Genomic DNA, 18,018 nt, shown 5'->3' with positions numbered 1-18,018 from the left:
ACCGGCGACGGCCTAGATTTCCCGGCGTGACCGAGACCTCGACGCCGCGGACCGACTGGGCCGACCCGCACTGGCAGGCGACCGCCCTGGAGTGGGTGGCCGACCGGCTCGGCCGGAGCGGTCGTCGGGTGACCGGCCCCGTCGAACCCCGGGTGCGGCCCTGGTCGCTGGTCTGGCGGGTGCCCACCGACAGCGGCGACGTCTGGTTCAAGGCCAACAACCCGGGCACCCGGCACGAGGCGGGCCTCCTGGCCGAGCTGGCCCGGCTCACCCCGGACCGGGTGCTCCACCCGATCGCCGTGGACACCGGGCGCGGCTGGTCCCTGCTGCCCGACGGCGGCCCGAGCCTGCGGGACACGCTCGCCGCCGAGCCGGACCTGTCCCGCTGGGAGCGGCTGCTGCCCGGGTACGCGGCCCTCCAGCTCACCGTCGCGCCGCACGCGCAGCGGCTGCTCGCCCTCGGGGTGCCCGACCATCGGCCGGCGGGGCTGCCGGAACGGTTCGAGGTGCTGCTGGACGACGAGGAGGCGCTGCTGCTCGGCGCGGAGAACGGGCTGGACCCGGACCTGCACCAGCGGCTGCGGGCGTACCGGGGGGAGTTTGAGGCGCTCTGCCGGCGGCTGGCGGACTTCGGGATGCCGGCGAGCATCCAGCACGACGACCTGCACGACGGCAACGTCTTCGTCGCCGCCGACGGGTACCGCTTCTTCGACTGGGGGGACGCCTCCGTCGCCCACCCCTTCGGCACGCTGCTGGTGACGCTGCGCTCCGTGGCGTACGCCGGCGAGCTGTCCGCCGACGACCCGGCGCTGCTGCGGCTGCGCGACGCGTACCTGGAGGCGTGGACCGACCGGTACGACCGGGCGGCGCTGCGCGAGGCCGCCGAGCTGGCGATGCGGGTGACCACGGTCAGCCGGGCGCTGTCCTGGCAGCGTGCCCTGGTCACCCCCGACCCGGCCCGCGCCGAGTACGCCGAGGCGGTGCCCGGCTGGCTCGGGGAGCTGTTCGCGCCCCTGCCCGTCTGACCGTCCGCTGTGGCGGCGGCCGATGGCTGCCGGCGCGCGGATCCGAGGCCGGAAGCTCCGCAGTGGACCCTGCCCGGGGTGGACAGCCCGGCGGCGGCCAGGCAGGATTCCCCCGGTCGGTGTTGAGCGCGTGTGCACGCCCGCTCCGCCGCCTGACGACCTTCGCCAGAACGGGGAACCCGTGACGACCACCTCCGCTCCGTCGGGTCTGCGGCGGGCCGCCCGCCGGCTGCTGACCGCCGCCGTGGCCGGGATGCTCCTCGCGACCGCGGCGGTGACCGCCACGAGCGCACCCGCCCAGGCCGCCGGCTACACCGGGCCGCATCCGGGCACCTTCACCGGGCTGGGCTTTGACACCTGTGCCGCGCCGTCCGACGCCGAGATGACGGCCTGGCTCCAGTCGCCGTACCGGGCGGTCGGCATCTACATCGGCGGGGTGAACCGGGGCTGCGCGCAGGACAACCTCACCCCGGAGTGGGTGGCGAGCCAGCAGGCCAAGGGCTGGCGGTTCTTCCCGCTCTACGTCGGTCTCCAGGCGCCGTGCACGACGTACCTGCGGCGGATCGACCCGGCGCAGGCGGCGGCGCAGGGGCTGGCGGCGGCCGACGACGCCGCGACGAACGCCCGCAGCCTCGGTCTCGCCCTGAAGAGCACCCTCATCCTGGACATCGAGCACTACGACCCGGGCGACGCCGCCTGCTCGACGGCGGTCGTCTCGTTCGTCGGCGCGTGGACCGCCCGGCTGCACCAGCACGGTTACCTGTCCGGCCTGTACACCAACACCGCCTCCGGTGGGCTGCAGGACCAGGTGGCCGCGTACTGGCAGTCGGGGTACGTCCGTCCGGACATCCTGGACTTCGCCAACTGGGACGGCGTGCAGACGGTCGCCGACCCCGCCATCCCGGCGACCTACTGGGCGCCGAAGCGGCGGATGAAGCAGTACCAGGGCGACCACTACGAGACCTGGGGCGGCGTCCGGCTCGACATCGACAGCAACTACCTCGACCTGGAGCTGCCGTCGATCCGGTACCAGACCGGAGTGATCACGCCGTCCCGGCCCGCCACTCGGACGGTGCGGCCGGGATCGCTGCGCTCCCCCCGCTGACCCCGCCGCCGGACGACCTTCACCAGAACGAGGAACCCGTGACGACCACCTCCGCTCCGTCGGGTCTGCGGCGGGCCGGCCGCCGGCTGTTGACCGCCGCCGTGGCCGGGATGCTCCTCGCCACCGCCGGGGTCGCCGTCATCGACCGCCCGGCTCGGGCCGCCGGCTACACCGGGCCGCACCCGGGCACCTTCACCGGGCTGGGCTTCGACACCTGTGCCGCGCCCTCCGGCGCCCAGATGACGGCCTGGCTCCAGTCGCCGTACCGGGCGATCGGGATCTACATCGGCGGGGTCAACCGGGGCTGCGCGCAGGCGAACCTCACCAAGGAGTGGGTGGCCAACCAGCAGGCCAAGGGCTGGCGGTTCTTCCCGCTCTACGTCGGCCTCCAGGCGCCGTGCACGACGTACCAACGGAAGATCGACCCGACGCAGGCGGCGGCGCAGGGGCGGGCGGCGGCCGACGACGCCGCGACCAAGGCGCGGGGCCTGGGCCTCGCGCAGCAGAGCACGATCATCCTGGACATGGAGCGCTACCCCGCGGGCAACGCCGCCTGCTCGACCGCGGTCCTGCAGTTCACCAGCGCGTGGACCGCCCGCCTGCACGACCACGGCTACCTGTCCGGCCTCTACACGAACACCCGCTCCGCCGGTCTCCCGGACCACGTCGGCGCCTACGCCCAGCCCGGTCGCATCCGACCGGACGTGCTGGACTTCGCCAACTGGGACGGCGTGCAGACGACGTCGGACCCGACCATCCCGGCGAACCACTGGGTGCCGAAGCGGCGGATGAAGCAGTACCAGGGCGACCACTACGAGACCTGGGGCGGCGTCAGGCTCAACATCGACAGCAACTACCTCGACCTCGAGGTGCCGATGACCCGGTACCGGTCGGCGACGGTGACGCCGACCCGGCCCAGTTCCCGCGCCGCTGGGTTCGGTCCGTTCCGGACGGCCGGCTCGACCCGCTGACCCGAGCCGTTCTCGCGTCCGTCCCTCCGATGACGGACAGGCGGTGCGACAGGGGGTCGTGGAACTTCCAAAAGTCGGTAGTGACCCACATCACCCCAGGTCACGGTTCGTTGGGCAGGTCATGGACGTCTTCTCCCGAACGTTCCTCCCGGCCGCCGCCGAGACCGGCCTGGCGGTCCAGACCGTGAGCCGGCACATGCCGATCTTCCGGCAGTGCGTGGGCTCCGGCGACGCCACCATCCTGGTCGCCCGGTGCGGTCGCCCCGACCGGCCGGTGGCCGGCGAATACCTCCTCCTGCTCACCCACCGCCGGATGGTGGTCACCCAGCAGACCCGGGTGCTGCACCGGCTCCGCCTGCACCTCAACACCGAGCTGCGCGAGCTGAGCAACGTCACCTGGAGCCCGGACCCGCGCTCGCAGTCGGTCGACCTGGCCGCCACCGCGATCGACGGCGTCCGCGAGCGGTTCGTCATCCACACCCAGCACCCGAAGCAGGTCTGGCAGCTCGACACGCTGCTGAACCACGCGTTCCGTACCCGGCTGCGCACCCCGAAGGAGCGGGTCGTCGCCACCATCGGCGAGGTGCCCGCCACCGCCGGTGGCCCGGTGCTGCGACCCGTACCGGCCCGCTGACCGCATCCTTACCTGACCCGAACACAGCCGAACGTCGCCGGTGACCGCCGGTCGGTCATCATGGGCCGGTGACCGTCGACGCCCCGCAGCGCGGACTCGTCCTCGTGGTGGAGGACGAGCCGGCCATCGCCGACCTGGTCCGGCTCTACCTGAGCCGGGACGGCTTCGGCGTACACCTGGAACGGGACGGCACGGCCGGCCTGGCCGCCGCCCGACGGCTGCGCCCGGTGGCCTGCGTACTCGACATCACGCTGCCCGGCCTGGCCGGCACGGAGATCTGCCGCCGGCTGCGCGAGGCCGGCGACTGGACGCCGGTCATCTTCCTCACCGCCCGCGACGACGAGGTCGACCGGATCGTGGGGCTGGAGCTCGGCGCGGACGACTACGTCACCAAGCCGTTCAGTCCCCGCGAACTCGTCGCCCGGGTCCGCGCGGTGCTGCGCCGCACGGCCGGCGCGCCCGAGGGGGTGGAGCGCGCCCGGACGGTCGGCGCGGTCACCCTCGACCCGGCCCGCCGCACGGTCACCGCCGGCGGCGCCCCGGTCCAGCTCACCTCCACCGAGTTCGACCTGCTCGCCCATCTGATGGCCCGACCGGGCCGGGTCTTCACCCGGGAGGAGCTGCTGGCCGGGGTCTGGGGGTACGCGGCGCACGCCGGCACCCGCACCGTCGACGTGCACGTGGCGCAGGTCCGGGCCAAACTCGGCGCGGCCAGTGTGATCCGCACCCACCGCGGCGTCGGGTACGCGGCCGATGGCTGACCCCGGTCGACCGCGCCCCGACCGGCCGCACGAGCCCACCGTCGCGCTGCCGGTGCTCGGGCCCCGGCCCGCACCCGCGCCCCGGCGTCGCCGGATCACCGACACCCTCACCGCCCGCGCGGTCCTGGTCACCTGCGCGGTGGCCCTGGTCTCCGTGCTGGTCACCGCCCTGGTCGCGGTCCCCCTGGCGGTGCGCGGCGCGGAGCGCCGCGACCAGGCGGCGCTCGCCGCGCAGGCCCGCCTCGCCGCCGACGTGCTGCGGGTACGACCCGTGCGGCAGCGGGACGCCGCCGGTGACCGGCTGATCCGCCAGCTCCGCCAGCAGGAGATCGAGGTGTACGTCGTGCGCGCCGGCACGGTCGACCGCCCCGGGCTGCCCAGGCAGGTGGTGAACCGGATCTCCACCGGCAAGGACGTCTCTGGCCGACGGCTGGTCGACGGCCGGCGTGCCCTGGTGGAGGGGCGGGCCCTGCCCGACGGGGACGGCGTGGTGCTCACCCGCGCCACGACCAGCGGTCCCTGGCGCGAAGTGCTGCGCAGTCTCTGGCTGCCGCTGCTCGCCGGGCTCGCCGCCGGGCTCGCCGCCGGACTGCTCCTCGCCCGCCGGCTGGCCCGGCCGATCCGGCACGCCGCCGACGCCGCGGCCCGGCTGCGCGCCGGCGACCGGGCGGTACGCGTACCGGTGGAACCGCCGGACGAGGTTGCCGACCTGGCGTACGCGCTGAACGGGCTGGCCGCCGCGCTGGCCACCAGCGAGGGACGGCAACGGGAGTTCCTGCTCTCCGTCTCGCACGAGCTGCGCACCCCGTTGACCGCGATCCGGGGCTGGGCCGAGGCGCTGGCCGACGGGGTGATCGGCGCGGACGAGGCGCCGGGCACCGGGCGGACCATGCTCGCCGAGGCGGAGCACCTGGACCGGCTGGTCAGCGACCTGCTGGCGCTGGCCCGGCTGGAGGCGGCCGACTTCCCGCTGGAACCGGTCCCGGTCGACCTCACCCGGCTGGCCGCCGACGCCGAGCGCACCTGGTCGGACCGGTGCGCGGCGGTCGGGGTGCCGTTCCGGCTGGAGGCGCCGGACAGGCCGGTGCCCGCGTACACCGATCCGGGGCGGATCCGGCAGGTGGTGGACGGACTGCTGGAGAACGCGCTGCGGGTCGTACCCCCGGGGGCGCCGGTGGTGCTCGCGGTCCGGCCGGCGGGCGCGGACCCGGCGGCCGGCGGGGTGGTGGAGGTCCGCGACGGCGGGCCCGGCTTCACCGACGACGACCTGGCGGTGGCCTTCGAGCGCGGGGCGCTGCACCAGCGCTACCGGGGGGTCCGCAAGGTGGGCAGCGGACTCGGGCTGGCGCTCGCCGCCGGCCTGGTCCGCCGGCTGGGCGGCGAGATCGCCGCCGGGCACGCCGCCGAGGGCGGGGCCGCGTTCACCGTCCGGCTGCCCGCCCATCCTTACCTGACCCGAACATCGGCCTGACGCGGCGCCCATCGCGCCGCGCGACGCTGAAAGCACCACGGACGAGAGGGAGTGTCATGGCACGTCAGGGATTCGCCGTCGCCACCACGTCGCTGCTCGCGGCGGTCGCGCTGGGCCTCACCGGCTGCGGCCCGGCCCAGGTCGCCGACGGTACGACGCAGCAGGCCGCGGTCGACGTCGCCGCGGCGATGGGCGTGGAGGGTCAGGCGCTCGCCGCCATGGGCTTCGACCCGACCGAGCTGGAGCTGGTGGCCGCTCCCGCGCCGTCGGCCTCCGGATCGGCCGAGCCGGAGGCTGGCCCGAAGGGCAAGCGCGGTGAGCGGGCCGAGGAGTGGCGCAAGCGTCGCCAGGCCCGGGTGCTGCTGCGGAAGAACACCCTGCACGGCGAGGCCGTCGTGCAGACCAAAGACGGCGGCACGAAGACGGTCGTGGTGCAGCGCGGTGAGGTCACCGCGGTCGACGGTGACTCGGTGACCGTGAAGTCCACCGACGGCTTCACCCTGACCTGGACGTTCGGCGACAAGCTCCAGGTGATCGAGCGGCGGACGACGATCCAGTCGAGCGACGTCAAGGTCGGCACGAAGATCGGTGTCGCCGGCGCCAAGGACGGCGACGCCACCGTCGCCCGGTTGATCGTGGTGCCGTTCAAGCAGCAGTAGTTCGGGCAGACCCGGGACGGAGCCGGCGCGGACCACCGCGCCGGCTCCGCGCGGTCAGTAGACCCGGGACCCGATGAAGTCGTCGTGCCCGTACCCGACGGGGTTGGCGAACGACCGGGACTCGAAGGACCACTGCTGCCGGCTGCTGGTGGAGCAGCCGGCCAGCCGCAGCCGCGGGGTGCCCAGCCACGGGTTGTCGAACGCCACGCAGAGGTTGGTCGCGCCGGCCGGCTTGAGCTGGTTGCCGGCGAAGACGAACTTCTGGTCGGCACCGCCGTGGCAGTCGTAAATGTTGATCGCCGTGCCGGCGGTCAGCGAGCCGCCCGCCACGTCCAGGCAGCGGTCGTGCGACAGCTCCGAGTGCAGCGACTGGCGGGCCGGGTCGTACCAGAAGCCCTGGTTACGGCCGCCGTGGCAGGCGTACGACTGCTGGACGGTGCCGTTGCGCGAGTCGTACCCCCTGCCGTCCACGCAGGTGCCGGTGGCGGCGTTGCGCAGCTGCTTGAACTCCAACAGCCCGGGCTGGAGCACGCCGGTGCCGGTGCTGGCCGGGTCGACGCAGGTGGCCCGCTGGAGGCCTGCGTTCCAGAACTGGGTGATGCACTGGGCGAACATGCCGTGCCCGCGGATGTTGGGGTGGAACGACTGCCGGGCGGCGTTCTCGTCCCAGATCCCCACCTCGATGTAGAGGCCGCGGACCGAGGTGTTGTCGGTGCAGACCTCGTGGCCGTGGAAGAGCCGGCTGGCGTCGAGGTAGCGGGTGCCGGTGTTGGTGGCCGCCGCCCGCAGCGCCGACTCGAACAGCGGCACCGCCTTGTTCCGCGCGAACGCGGCGTCGGCGAGGTAGAGCAGGCAGCCGCCCCCGTACCAGCCGGGGAAGTTCGGGTTGTCCTCCACGTCCGGGCTGCCCGGGCTGGGGTACGACATCAGCACCAGCTCGTAGTCCGACCGCAGGTAGCCGGCGTTGGTCATGGTCTGCCGGATGGAGGTGAGCGCCTCCTCCACCGCGCGCCGGCTGCCGTCGGTGCGGATGGTCCACTGATCGGTGTAGGTCGGGTAGCAGGGGCCCTGGAAGAAGACCCGGCGTACGGCGCAGTCGGTGGCGACCGGTCCGAACTGGATCGTGCCGTCGCCGTTGGCGCCGACGACCACCCAGATCAGCTTGACGTGCGTGTTGCGCGCCTTGATCGCCAGGTAGTCGCCCTGGTTGAGCTCGTTGTGCTGGGTGGGGCCACCGGCGACCAGATTCCACGGGGTGGCGCCGGAGCAGGCGAGGTTGTACCGGGCGTCGGACGGAATGCCGGTGCGGAACACCGCCTGGTCGTACGAGCGGTCGCACCAGTTGCCGTTCTGGTGGGTGCCGGGCACGTAGTTGCCCACACCCTCGCCGGAGATCTCGCTGTCGCCCATGGTGACCAGGGCGGTGCGGCGCTGCTCCAGCGGCCGGATCTCCGGTGAGCTGTAGAGCGCGGTGGCCTCGGCGGCGCGGACCGCTTCGAGGTTCGTCGGGAGTGGCTGGACGGCCGGACGGTCGTCGGCGGCGGCCGAGGACGCCGGCCCGAGGAGCATGGGCAGGACGAGGGCGGCGGCGGAGACGACGGTGAGTGCCCGCCGTCGGATCGCCGGTGCGCGCCTGGTGGGGGAGCCAAGCATCGACGCACTCCTTTCCGCTCGATCGCAGGACGTCGATCGAGTTACCGGAAGGTAACGCGGGCGATGCACGGATGTGAATATGTCTCGGAAAGGTTTCCGCCATCTGCGCGGCGGGTGCCGTCTTGTCCCCGGGCGTCGCCTCAGCCCCCGCCGACTTGCGGCGTGTCGCGGTGTCCCGGGCCGCCGGGCGGGGTGGGGCGGTCAGCGGCCGGGCGGCAGGGCGTAGCCGACGTAGTCGCGGAACTCCAGCGTCCAGCCCGCCGGCACCAGCTTGGCGCACGCCGTACGGCTGCCGGTGCAGACGATCGCGTCCACCGAGGCCGGGTCGGCCGGGGGCCGGTCGGGCAGCACCGACTGCAACGCCACCAGCTCCGGCGAGCGGCCCTCCTCGTCGCGCAGCAGCAGCCACCAGGGGTACTCCCAGTTGTCGTTCTGTTGCACCAGGCCGATCCGGCGGGCGTCACTCGCCCGTACCGCCGCCGCGGCCCAGCGGAACTCCTCGGCCCACTGCCGGCGGCGCAGGAAGCGGGTGTCCCACTCGGAGGTGGTGAAGACCGAGCCGGCGCCGACCAACCGGCGCGGGAAGCCGTACGACAGGGCCAGCACGCCGGCCAGCGCGGAGGCGGCGAGCATGCTCACCACCAGCCCGGCCGCGACCGAACGCCGCCCGGGCCCGAGCCGGCGCCGCAGCAGCGCGTCCAGCCAGAGTCCGGCCAGCGGCACGGCGGCCACCAGCGCGTAGAGCAGCAGGCGGTTCCCCCAGGGCTGCCACTTGATCGTCGCCGTGTGCAGCCCGGCGGCCACCACCACCGCGACCGCGTACGCCCGCAGCGCCGCCGGCGCGGTCGGGCTGATCCGGGCCGGTCGGGTCAGCGCGAACACCGCCCCCAGCAGCGCCAGCGTGCCGGCCAGCGGGAACGCCACCCGGTCCTCGTCCGGGTACCAGGCCGGCACCGGGAAAACCTCCCGGCCGAAGGTGATCGCGCGGTCCTGCGGGTCGACGCCGATCGCCCGCGAGCCGTCCGTGATCGCCCCGGCCGTGCCGGTGCGCAGCGGCGCGAGCGGGGTGTCGAACGCGGTGTGGCCGATCCGCAGCGCGTTGACCAGGATCGACGCCGGGTCGTGCCGTTCCATCGGGATGGACTCGCGGAGTCGGGGCGGGCCGAGCGGGTGGCCGAACTCTACGGTCACCCGGGCCAGGAACGGGCCCACCACCGCCGCCGCCACCAGCAGCACCAGCAGCGATCCGGCAACCGTCCGCGCCACCCCGGCAGCGCCACGACCCGCACCGGCCGACGCCGAGCCCGTCGGCGTCACACCTGTCGGCGTCGAGCCCGCCAAGCCCGAGCCCGAGCCCGCCAAGCCCGAGCCCGCCAAGCCCGAGCCCGCCAAGCCCGAGCCCGCCGGCACCGGGCTGGCTGACGCCGAGCCCGTGCCGCCCGTCGCCGAACCTGGACCCACGTCCGTCAACGCCGGGCGGATCGCCAGGCGGAGCTGAGCGACTCCCCAGAGCACCAGCAGCGGTCCGACCGCGAGCAGGCCGCTGGTCTTGGTCAGTGCGGTCAGGCCGGTGGCCGCGCCGAGCGCGAGCAGGCTCCCGACGTCCGCGCGCCGGCGCAGCCCGCCCAGCGCCAGCGTCCCGGCGCAGCCGGCCCAGGCGGCGGCCACCAGGTCGGTCTGGGTGCTGGTCGCCTGGAGCGCCACCATCGGCGTGGTGGCCAGCAGGAACGCGGTGAGCAACTGGGCCCGCCGCCCGCCGCCGAGCTGCGCGACGACCCGGGTCGCCACCACCAGGCAGCCCAGCGCGGCGGCCCACTGCACCAGGTTGTGCAGCGCGTCGCCGCCGGTCAGCAGGCGCAGGTGCAGCAGCAGGTACTCCGCGCCGGGCGGGATGGTCACCTGGCGGTGGATCGCGGTGGGCCAGAAGTCGAGGCTGCCCTGGGCGACCCAGTGCTCCACCTTCGGCAGGTGGTAGGTCTGCGAGTCGAAGTTGTTGGGCTCGGCGAGCAGCGCGACGAGCAGCTCCACCAGCACCAGCCCGCCGACCGTGCCGGCCAGCAGCCGCTCGCCCCGGCTCGCCGTACCCCGGAAGTGGGCCAGCCGGGCCCGGACGCCGGCCAGGGCCGACGCGAGGCCGCCCGGCGCGGACGCCGGGGGCCGGGCAGTGCCGGACGGGCCGGCGGGGGAGACGGGCGTGGCGGCCGGGCCGGCGCCGGACGCCGGGGCGCCGGTCGCCGCCCCGACGAGCGTCCCGGCCCGGGCGGCGGGCGCCACCGCGGCGGACGCCACCGCCCCGCGGCGCCGCCACGGGCGGGCCGCCGCCACGGTGGCGGCGAGGAAGAGCAGCCAGGCCACGGCGACGGCCGGCAGGGTGAGCGCGCGCAGCGCGCCCAGCAGTTCCACGGTGAGTACGGCGAAGACGCCGGTCAGCAGCGCGGCGTGGACCACGGCCAGGCGCAGCGGGGCGACCGCGTCCGGGCGGCGGGTCCACAGCACCGAGGTGAGCACCACGAACGCGGCGACGGGCGCCACTACGACCATCCAGCCGGCTGCCGACATGGGCGGAAGTTAACACCATGTTCCTGAAGGGTGGGTGCCCCCTGGCCGTGGTGGCGGCCTCCCTGGCGCTGAGCAGCCACGCTAGGCTAGGGCCGACTTACTGTCGCCACCGTGGAGATCCCCGTGAAGCTCTCGATCCTCATGCCGGTCTACAACGAGGAAGAACGCATCGCGGATGCCCTCAAGCAGGCATTGGCGGTCGATTACCCGTGCGAGATCGAGCTGGTCGTGGTCGACGACGGCAGCCGGGACGGCACCGGTGAGATCCTCGGCCGGGCCGACGACGCCCGGCTGCGGGTCATCACCCACCAGCGCAACGCGGGCAAGGGCGCGGCCATCAAGACGGCCGTGGACAGCGCCGAGGGTGAGTACATGGTCATCCTCGACGCCGACCTGGAGTACGACCCGCAGGACATCCCGCGCCTGCTCGACCCGGTGCTCGACGGCCGCGCCACGGTGGTCTACGGCAATCGCACCTTCGGCAGCCACAGCGCCTACAGCTTCTGGTACGTGATGGGCAACAAGGGCGTCACGATGGCCGCCAACGTGCTGTTCAACTCCTACATCGGCGACCTGGAGACCTGCTTCAAGCTGATGCCGGTCGCGCTCTACCGCTCCCTCGACGTCCGCTCCCGCGGCTTCGGCATGGAGGCGGAGGTGACCGGCAAGCTGCTGCGTCGCCGCATCCGCCCGTACGAGGTGCCGATCAGCTACCGGGCGCGCGGTCGCGAGGAGGGCAAGAAGATCACCTGGAAGGACGGCGTCGAGGCGCTCTGGATCCTCGGCCGGGAGCGCACCCGCCGCCGTCCCGCCGGCTCAGCCCCGCGCTGACGCCGTCCGCAGGAAACCGTCGACCGACCGGCGCAGGCCGTCGGCGTCCAGCCCGTGCCAGCGGGTGTGGTCCTCCGCCGTGCCGTAGCGCCGCAGGTCCGACCGGCCCACGCCGAGGCTGAGCAGCCGGTGCGGGCGGTCGGCAAGCGCCTCCGACACCACCCGGGCCGAGGTGCCGGCCAGGTAGGGCTCGACCAGGATCACCTCCGAGCCGGCCAGCTCCCGCAGGCCGGCGGTGTCGAACGGCCGCGGCCGGTGGGTGTAGGCCACCGTCACCGGCAGGTCGGCCACGGCCGCGAGCGCCGCGTCCAGCACCGGCCCGACGGCCACCAGCAGCGCCGCGCCCGGCCCGGCGTCCCGCAGCACCCGCAGCGCACCGTCCCCGCCGTACGGGCGGCTGTTCTGCTGGGTCGACAGCCGCAGGTACGCCGAGTCCCGCCCGCACACCACGTCGCGCAGCAGCCCCGGCACCTCGTCCGGGTGGCCGGGCACGTGCACGGTCCAGCCGTTCAGCGTGTCGAGCAGGCTGACGTCCGCCGGGCTGAGGTGCGTCCGGCCCGCCGCCGCCCGGTCGTACGACGCCCCGACGCTGACCAGCACCGCGCCCACCCCCTGGTGGTCGAGGTCCAGCTTGATCTGCTCGTACGCCCGCTCGACGAGGAACGGGGCGTAGCTGTGCACGATCGGGCGTTGCCCGGTCAGCGCCAGGCCGCCGGCCACCCCCATCATCAACTGCTCCCGGATCCCGACGTTGAGCACCCGGTCGGGGTACCGGCGGGCGGCCGGGGCGAACGCGGCGGCCGAGATGTCCGCCAGCACGATGGTGGTACGCGGATCCGCCAGCAGTTCGGTCGCGCTGGCGACGAAGGTTTCCCGCATGCCCTCATTCCCCGTTCTCGACGACCGCGACGACGACGTGCGGCCGGTGCTTCTCGTGCCCGGTGAGGGCGGCGTGCAGGGCGTCGTGGTTGCGTCCGTCGACGGTGGCGGCGGTCCACCCGTTGACGGTGAACCGGGTGGCCACCCCGCCCGGCCAGCCGTGGCTGGCGGAGCGGTTGTCCAGCACGATCGCGGTCAGGTTGGCCAGCCCGGTCGCCCCGGCGTACGCGATCGCCTCGTGGTTGGAGCCCTCGTCCAGTTCGGCGTCGCCGAGCAGGACGTACACCCGGGGGTCGGGGCGACCCTGGGCGCGCAGTCCCAGCGCGGTGCCCACGCCCAGCCCGAGGCCGTGGCCGAGCGAGCCGGAGCCGATCTCCACGCCGGGCACCAGCAGCCGGTCCGGATGGTCGCCGAGGCGGCTGTCCGGGCCGCCCTGGTCGTCGAGCCAGTCGGCCGGGACGAAGCCCTTCGCGGCGAGCACCGCGTAGTAGCCGGCGACGGCGTGCCCCTTGGAGAGCAGGAAGCGGTCCCGTTCCGGGTCGTCCACGGTCTGCGGGGTGATCCGCAGGATCCGGTCGTACAGCACCCAGAGCACGTCGACGGTCGAGTAGACGTTGGGGCCGAACTCGCGGCCGGCGCGCAGCCGCTCCAGCGGTGCGGCGACCGGACCCGGTACGGGTGGGGCGGTGGCGGTCGTGGTGGTCATGCGGCTAGCCTGCAAGTTGAAGTCAACTTCAACTCAAGGCGACTGATGCACGAATCACTCACCATCGGGCAGCTCTCCACCCGCAGCGGCGTGGCCCCGTCCGCGCTGCGCTACTACGAACGGCTCGGCCTGATCCGCGCCGAACGCACCGGCGGCAACCAGCGCCGGTACCCGCGCACCGAGCTGCGCCGGGTGGCGTTCGTCCGGATCTCGCAGCAGGTCGGCATCTCGCTGGAGGAGATCCGCGAGGCCCTCGACTCGCTGCCCGCCTCCCGTACCCCCACCCCCGACGACTGGGCCGCCCTGTCCAGGGTCTGGCGGGAGCGGCTGGACGAGAAGATCCGGCTGCTCGGCAAGCTCCGCGACGACCTGGACGGCTGCATCGGCTGCGGCTGCCTGTCGTTGCAGCGCTGCACCCTCTACAACCCGGGCGACTCGCTCGCCGGCGAGGGGCCCGGCGCCCGGCTGGTGCTGCCCCGACCGGGAAACGGTGCCGTCACGGCGTCGTGAGCAGCACCTTGCCCACGTGCTCGTTCGACTCGACCAGCCGGTGCGCCTGCGCCGCCTCGGTCATCGGCAGCCGCCGGTCCACGATCGGCCGGATCCTGCCGGCCTCCACCAGCGGCCAGACCTGCTCCCGGACGCCCCGCACGATCTCCGCCTTGTCGTCCAGCGGGCGGGAGCGCAGCGCGGTCGCGGCCACCGAGGCCCGCTTGGCCAGCAGCGCACCCAGGTCCAGCTCGGCCTTGCGGCCGCCCTGCATGCCGATCACCACCAGCCGGCCGCCGTCGGCCAGCGCCGCCACGTTCCGGCCCAGGTAGGAGGCGCCCATGATGTCGAGGATGACGTCCGCGCCGCGACCGTCGGTGGCCCGGCGGACCTCCTCGACGAAGTCCTGCTCCCGGTAGTCGATCGTGTGCGCGGCGCCCAGCTCCCGCAGCCGGTCGTGCTTGGCCGCGCGGGCGGTCACCGCCACGGTCGCGCCGAGCGCCACCCCGAGCTGGACGGCGAAGGTGCCGATCCCGCTGCCACCGCCGTGCACCAGCAGCGTCTCGCCCTTGCCGAGCCGGGCCAGCCGCACCACGTTCGACCAGACCGTGCAGGCCACCTCCGGCAGCGCCGCCGCGTCGACCAGGTCCACGCCGGCCGGCACCGGCAGCAGCTGCCCGGCCGGCACGACCACCCGCTCCGCGTACCCGCCGCCGGCCAGCAGCGCGCAGACCTCCTGGCCGACCTCCCACCCGGTCACGCCCGGACCGACCGCGCCGACCACCCCCGAGCACTCCAGCCCCGGGTACGCGGGCGCGCCCGGCGGCGGCGGGTAGTGCCCCTGCCGTTGCAGCAGGTCGGCCCGGTTCACCGCGCTGGCCCGCACGTCGACGACCACCTCACCCTGGCCGGGCTCCGGGTCGGGTACCTCCGCCCAGACGAGTGCCTCGGGTCCGCCGGGTTCCGGAATCGTGATCGCGTGCATGGCCCAGTCTTACCCGATCCGACCCTCGGTCCACGCCCGGCCCAGGATCTCGTCCACCGTCTGCGCCGGGGTCTGCTCCGAGGTGTCCAGCCAGAGCCCGATCCGCGGCGTGTCGGCCCGGAACCCGGCGTCGAAGTCGGCGACCGGCCAGTCGCCGTACCCCGTCTTGGGTCGCGCCTGCTCGCGGGCGGCGACCACCTCGGGTCGCGGCGCGAGCACGACCACCAGCAGCGGCCGGTGCCGGATCCGTTCGACCATCGCCGGCAGCTCCGGCCCGACGACGACGTCCTGGAGTACGACGGTGAAGCCGGCTTCGACGTACCCGTCGGCGGTCTGCGCGGCGAGGTCGTAGCGGAGGCGGAGCTGACGCCACGCCTCCTCGGAGAGCTCGGCGGTCATCTCCGCCCGACCGTTGACCACCATCCGCCGGAAGAGGTCACCACGCACGTGCACCGAGCGGGGCAGCCGTATGGCCAGCTCCTCGGCCACTGTGGACTTGCCGGCTGCCATGATCCCGGTGATCAGCACGATCGTCGGTGTGTCCCACATCAGGGCATCCTCCCAATAGGGGTGGGAGGCCGGTTCCGGCGTGCGGCGTCCGTGGCAGACTAGGCACCGGCCGTACGCCCGAGGGTGACGGTCCGGGAGGGTTCGCCTAGTGGCCGATGGCGCTGGTCTTGAAAACCGGTAAGGGCAGCGATGTCCTTCGTGGGTTCGAATCCCACACCCTCCGCCGCTCGGCCCCATGACCAGCGCAAACGACGGTCAGGGGGCGTGCGCGCGCGTGCGGGCATGGCCGGCTCGGCCCGATCCAGCATGATTGTCGCCGTGCGCTACTTGATCTCTCACCCCGACGCATTGGCCGACCTTGGCGATCTGGACGTCGCGCTGTACGACGGCACTCAACCCGTGCCCGAGAATCTCGACGACGTCGAGTTTTATGCGGTTCCGTACGGGATCATTGACCCGCGCTTCTGCGAGCCCATCGCCCGGATGCCCCGGCTCAAAGTGGTGCAGACCGTGACCGCCGGCTACGACCATGTCCTGCCGTACCTGCGGCCCGGCCTGACGCTGGCCAACGGCCGGGGCGTGCACGACGCGGCCACCGCCGAGCTGGCCGTGGCGCTCACCCTTGCCGCCCGGCGCCGGCTGCCGGACTTCGTCCGGGCGGGAGGCGAGGGCCGCTGGGCCTCGGGTTGGTCGACCGGGCTGGCTGACGCCCGGGTGCTGATCGTCGGGTACGGCTCGATCGGCGCCGCGATCGAGCGCCGGCTCGCTGGGTTCGAGGTGGAAATCAGCCGGGTGGCACGGAGCGCCCGCCCCGGCGTACGGCCAGTTTCCGACATTCCGGAGCTGTTGCGACGAGCGGATGTCGTCATCCTGGCCACGCCGCTGACCCCGGAGACCGAGGGCCTGGTCAACAAGGACTTCCTCGCCAGAATGGCCGACGGCGCCCTGCTGGTGAACGTGTCACGGGGGCGGGTGGTGGACACCGAGGCGCTGCTCGCCGAGCTCAGCGCGGGCCGGCTGCACGCCGCCCTGGACGTCACCGAACCCGAGCCGCTGCCCGCCGACCACCCGCTGTGGTCCGCACCGAACGTCCTGATCAGCCCGCACGTCGGCGGCCTGACCGCCGCGTTGGCGCCCCGGGCCCGCCGGCTGCTGGTCGACCAGGTCCGGCGGTACGCGGCGGGCAAGCCGCTCGCCAACGTCGTTATCGGGCCGTAGCTGGCGGCGCTTTCAGTTCGTTCGGGCGCGGCGGCGGGGTAAGAAGGGCGGAGGACATCACGCGCACCGGAAGGACCCCCGATGACCCTGGAACGACCGATCGCCCCGGACCCGTACGAGCTGCTGCCGACCGTTTCGTCGTTCAACCTGACCAGTGACGACGTGCACAACGGCGAGCCGATGGACGCGCGGTACGCGCACGGCAGCGCCGGCGGCGAGAACATCTCCCCGCACCTGGCCTGGTCGGACTTCCCGGCCGAGACGAAGAGCTTCGTGGTGACCTGCTTCGACCCGGACGCCCCGACCGGCAGCGGCTTCTGGCACTGGGTGCTGGTGAACCTGCCCGCGTCGGTGACCGAGCTGCCCACCGGGGCGAAGGAGGCCGACCTCGGCGGCGCGTTCAGCGTCCGCAACGACTACGGCGACACCGGCTACGGCGGCGCCGCCCCGCCGCCCGGGGACCGCCCGCACCGGTACGTCTTCGCGGTGCACGCGCTGGACGTCGAGCGCCTCGACGTCGCCCCTGCGGCCAGCCCCGCCTACGTCGGCTTCAACCTGGCGTTCCACACCCTGGCCCGGGCGGTCATCCGCCCGACGTACCAGATCAAGGAGTGACCCGGGCCCTCACGATGCCGTGGGTGGCCTCCCCCGACTGGGGGGAGGCCACCCACGGATTGCAGGTTCCGGCCCCCGACCAGGTCGGGCCGGCGGGCGGGGTCAGGCGGGGACGCGGGCGACGGCGAAGACGGACTGGCCGAACGGGGGGCGGATCCGCTGCTCGGCGGCCTTGGTCGCCGGCAGCACCAGGGTGTCGTAGACCTTGACCATCGGGCCCTCCTTCGGCATCAGCCGGAAGACCTTGGTGGCCATGAAGTACCCGATCAGGCCGAGCGCGTTGGCGTAGTGCATGGTCTCGACCGTCAGCCCCGCCTCGGTCATCGCCGCCGCCAGGGTCTTCTTCGTGTAGCGGCGCACGTGCCCGGTGGCGATGTCGGCCGGGCTCATCGCGAACTGGAAGGCCGGCACGATGATGATCACCGCGCCGCCGGGCCGGACCAGGTCGCGCATGCTGCGCAGCGCGCCGACGTGGTCCTCGATGTGCTCCAGCACGTTGTACGAGACGGCCGCGCTGTAGTTGCCGCGCTCGGGGTGCGGTAGCAGCATCTGCCGTACCTCGATGGCGGGCTCGTCGGCCAGCCGCTCCTTGAGCTGCACCAGCCGGTCCGGGTCGGCCTCCGTGGCGGTGAAGCGGGGGACGTGCTGCGACCACTCGAGCGCGTAGTCGCCGAGGCCGCTGCCGATCTCGATGGGGTTGTCGCCGAGGTGGGGCACGGCCAGCTCGACGAACCAGCTCCGGTGGTTGACCGCCGTCGCGAGGCCCTCCAGGACCTCGGACTGGACGCGCTGATCCCCAGTGATTTCTGCCATGCGTCGATTCCTCACGATATGACTCGACCCGCGCCTGGACCGACAGAGTGAATCATCCGCGTCAGCCGCGGAGGAAACGGGGCACCGTGGTGGCCGAAATGCGGTCGGGTTTGGGCACGTGATCGGGGGTCGGC

Annotated in this window: 18 protein-coding genes and 1 tRNA gene; 12 read left to right on the top strand and 7 right to left on the bottom strand. The window is 73.8% G+C overall.

Annotated features, from left to right (window positions below; all coding sequences use genetic code 11):
- Positions 1-26 precede the first annotated feature (26 nt).
- From ACTWM8_RS30140 to ACTWM8_RS30110, 7 genes are all read left to right on the top strand, one after another.
- On the top strand, positions 27-1,025 hold the full coding sequence (locus ACTWM8_RS30140) for a phosphotransferase family protein (protein WP_446211884.1): 999 nt from the start codon (positions 27-29) through the stop codon (positions 1,023-1,025).
- Between the two features lie 181 nt (positions 1,026-1,206).
- Positions 1,207-2,130 carry a DUF1906 domain-containing protein gene (locus ACTWM8_RS30135; RefSeq protein ID WP_446211883.1) on the top strand — a complete coding sequence of 308 codons (924 nt, stop codon included), beginning with the start codon at positions 1,207-1,209 and terminating at the stop codon, positions 2,128-2,130.
- 38 nt (positions 2,131-2,168) lie between these two features.
- Positions 2,169-3,101 (top strand): DUF1906 domain-containing protein, encoded by a 933-nt coding sequence (locus tag ACTWM8_RS30130; protein ID WP_446211882.1) that lies wholly within the window; start codon positions 2,169-2,171, stop codon positions 3,099-3,101.
- Between the two features lie 121 nt (positions 3,102-3,222).
- Positions 3,223-3,735 carry a hypothetical protein gene (locus tag ACTWM8_RS30125; RefSeq protein ID WP_357607838.1) on the top strand — a complete coding sequence of 171 codons (513 nt, stop codon included), beginning with the start codon at positions 3,223-3,225 and terminating at the stop codon, positions 3,733-3,735.
- A gap of 68 nt (positions 3,736-3,803) precedes the next feature.
- Positions 3,804-4,496 (top strand): response regulator transcription factor, encoded by a 693-nt coding sequence (locus ACTWM8_RS30120; RefSeq protein WP_179802334.1) that lies wholly within the window; start codon positions 3,804-3,806, stop codon positions 4,494-4,496.
- Positions 4,489-5,967: a sensor histidine kinase gene (locus ACTWM8_RS30115; RefSeq protein WP_446211881.1), complete on the top strand. Its 1,479-nt coding sequence runs from the start codon at positions 4,489-4,491 to the stop codon at positions 5,965-5,967. The genes ACTWM8_RS30120 and ACTWM8_RS30115 overlap by 8 nt, the downstream gene beginning before the upstream one ends.
- 56 nt (positions 5,968-6,023) lie before the next feature.
- Complete coding sequence (locus ACTWM8_RS30110) at positions 6,024-6,626, top strand: hypothetical protein (protein WP_446211880.1); 603 nt, start codon at positions 6,024-6,026, stop codon at positions 6,624-6,626.
- Positions 6,627-6,680: 54 nt separating this feature from the next.
- Here ACTWM8_RS30110 and ACTWM8_RS30105 read toward each other — a convergent pair whose 3' ends face one another.
- Together ACTWM8_RS30105 and ACTWM8_RS30100 are read right to left on the bottom strand one after the other, a co-directional pair.
- Positions 6,681-8,279: a ricin-type beta-trefoil lectin domain protein gene (locus tag ACTWM8_RS30105; protein ID WP_446211879.1), complete on the bottom strand. Its 1,599-nt coding sequence runs from the start codon at positions 8,277-8,279 to the stop codon at positions 6,681-6,683.
- A gap of 201 nt (positions 8,280-8,480) precedes the next feature.
- Positions 8,481-10,838, bottom strand: a complete 2,358-nt coding sequence (locus ACTWM8_RS30100) for a hypothetical protein (protein ID WP_446211878.1) — start codon at positions 10,836-10,838, stop codon at positions 8,481-8,483.
- A 123-nt stretch (positions 10,839-10,961) separates the two neighbouring features.
- On the opposite strand from ACTWM8_RS30100, the gene ACTWM8_RS30095 reads away from it, so the two are divergent.
- Positions 10,962-11,669 (top strand): glycosyltransferase family 2 protein, encoded by a 708-nt coding sequence (locus ACTWM8_RS30095; protein ID WP_377609422.1) that lies wholly within the window; start codon positions 10,962-10,964, stop codon positions 11,667-11,669.
- Here ACTWM8_RS30095 and ACTWM8_RS30090 read toward each other — a convergent pair.
- On the bottom strand, positions 11,655-12,548 hold the full coding sequence (locus tag ACTWM8_RS30090) for a transketolase family protein (RefSeq protein WP_446211877.1): 894 nt from the start codon (positions 12,546-12,548) through the stop codon (positions 11,655-11,657). The genes ACTWM8_RS30095 and ACTWM8_RS30090 overlap by 15 nt on opposite strands.
- Before the next feature lie 4 nt (positions 12,549-12,552).
- Positions 12,553-13,254: a transketolase gene (locus ACTWM8_RS30085; protein ID WP_446211876.1), complete on the bottom strand. Its 702-nt coding sequence runs from the start codon at positions 13,252-13,254 to the stop codon at positions 12,553-12,555.
- A 45-nt stretch (positions 13,255-13,299) separates the two neighbouring features.
- On the opposite strand from ACTWM8_RS30085, the gene soxR reads away from it, so the two are divergent.
- The gene (soxR, locus tag ACTWM8_RS30080; protein ID WP_446211875.1) at positions 13,300-13,764 is read left to right on the top strand and encodes a redox-sensitive transcriptional activator SoxR; all 465 of its coding nucleotides are present in this window, start codon (positions 13,300-13,302) and stop codon (positions 13,762-13,764) included.
- Here soxR and ACTWM8_RS30075 read toward each other — a convergent pair.
- Together ACTWM8_RS30075 and ACTWM8_RS30070 are read right to left on the bottom strand one after the other, a co-directional pair.
- On the bottom strand, positions 13,751-14,728 hold the full coding sequence (locus ACTWM8_RS30075) for an NAD(P)H-quinone oxidoreductase (protein WP_446211874.1): 978 nt from the start codon (positions 14,726-14,728) through the stop codon (positions 13,751-13,753). The two genes, soxR and ACTWM8_RS30075, sit on opposite strands and share 14 nt — an antisense overlap.
- 9 nt (positions 14,729-14,737) lie before the next feature.
- Entirely contained in the window at positions 14,738-15,277 is a 540-nt protein-coding gene (locus ACTWM8_RS30070; RefSeq protein ID WP_446211873.1) for an AAA family ATPase, read from the bottom strand.
- A gap of 95 nt (positions 15,278-15,372) precedes the next feature.
- On the opposite strand from ACTWM8_RS30070, the gene ACTWM8_RS30065 reads away from it, so the two are divergent.
- The 3 genes from ACTWM8_RS30065 to ACTWM8_RS30055 all read left to right on the top strand — a co-directional run bounded on the left by ACTWM8_RS30065 (position 15,373) and on the right by ACTWM8_RS30055 (position 17,071).
- Positions 15,373-15,461: transfer RNA gene (locus tag ACTWM8_RS30065), tRNA-Ser, on the top strand.
- Positions 15,462-15,544: 83 nt separating this feature from the next.
- The gene (locus ACTWM8_RS30060) at positions 15,545-16,456 is read left to right on the top strand and encodes a 2-hydroxyacid dehydrogenase (RefSeq protein WP_446214716.1); all 912 of its coding nucleotides are present in this window, start codon (positions 15,545-15,547) and stop codon (positions 16,454-16,456) included.
- 81 nt (positions 16,457-16,537) lie between these two features.
- A complete protein-coding gene (locus ACTWM8_RS30055) occupies positions 16,538-17,071 on the top strand; it encodes a YbhB/YbcL family Raf kinase inhibitor-like protein (protein WP_446211872.1) in 534 nt (177 codons plus the stop codon).
- Between the two features lie 102 nt (positions 17,072-17,173).
- Here the strand turns inward: ACTWM8_RS30055 and ACTWM8_RS30050 are convergent, their stop codons facing one another.
- The gene (locus tag ACTWM8_RS30050; protein ID WP_446211871.1) at positions 17,174-17,884 is read right to left on the bottom strand and encodes a class I SAM-dependent methyltransferase; all 711 of its coding nucleotides are present in this window, start codon (positions 17,882-17,884) and stop codon (positions 17,174-17,176) included.
- Between the last annotated feature and the right edge of the window lie 134 nt (positions 17,885-18,018).

The sequence above is a fragment of the Micromonospora sp. IBSANI012 genome (assembly GCF_052814045.1).
Note: the sequence above shows the minus strand (reverse complement) of the source record. Positions and strands in the feature narration are given on the sequence as shown.

What these genes read in the sequence shown, in the direction of transcription:
- ACTWM8_RS30125 (WP_357607838.1), top strand. Translation starts at nt 3,223, where the DNA reads ATGGACGTCTTCTCCCGAACGTTCCTCCCGGCCGCCGCCGAGACCGGC.
- ACTWM8_RS30100 (WP_446211878.1), bottom strand. Translation starts at nt 10,838, where the DNA reads ATGTCGGCAGCCGGCTGGATGGTCGTAGTGGCGCCCGTCGCCGCGTTC.
- ACTWM8_RS30085 (WP_446211876.1), bottom strand. Translation starts at nt 13,254, where the DNA reads ATGACCACCACGACCGCCACCGCCCCACCCGTACCGGGTCCGGTCGCC.
- ACTWM8_RS30055 (WP_446211872.1), top strand. Translation starts at nt 16,538, where the DNA reads ATGACCCTGGAACGACCGATCGCCCCGGACCCGTACGAGCTGCTGCCG.
- ACTWM8_RS30075 (WP_446211874.1), bottom strand. Translation starts at nt 14,728, where the DNA reads ATGCACGCGATCACGATTCCGGAACCCGGCGGACCCGAGGCACTCGTC.
- ACTWM8_RS30060 (WP_446214716.1), top strand. Translation starts at nt 15,545, where the DNA reads ATGATTGTCGCCGTGCGCTACTTGATCTCTCACCCCGACGCATTGGCC.
- ACTWM8_RS30050 (WP_446211871.1), bottom strand. Translation starts at nt 17,884, where the DNA reads ATGGCAGAAATCACTGGGGATCAGCGCGTCCAGTCCGAGGTCCTGGAG.
- ACTWM8_RS30110 (WP_446211880.1), top strand. Translation starts at nt 6,024, where the DNA reads ATGGCACGTCAGGGATTCGCCGTCGCCACCACGTCGCTGCTCGCGGCG.
- ACTWM8_RS30090 (WP_446211877.1), bottom strand. Translation starts at nt 12,548, where the DNA reads ATGCGGGAAACCTTCGTCGCCAGCGCGACCGAACTGCTGGCGGATCCG.
- ACTWM8_RS30105 (WP_446211879.1), bottom strand. Translation starts at nt 8,279, where the DNA reads ATGCTTGGCTCCCCCACCAGGCGCGCACCGGCGATCCGACGGCGGGCA.
- soxR (WP_446211875.1), top strand. Translation starts at nt 13,300, where the DNA reads ATGCACGAATCACTCACCATCGGGCAGCTCTCCACCCGCAGCGGCGTG.
- ACTWM8_RS30115 (WP_446211881.1), top strand. Translation starts at nt 4,489, where the DNA reads ATGGCTGACCCCGGTCGACCGCGCCCCGACCGGCCGCACGAGCCCACC.
- ACTWM8_RS30070 (WP_446211873.1), bottom strand. Translation starts at nt 15,277, where the DNA reads ATGTGGGACACACCGACGATCGTGCTGATCACCGGGATCATGGCAGCC.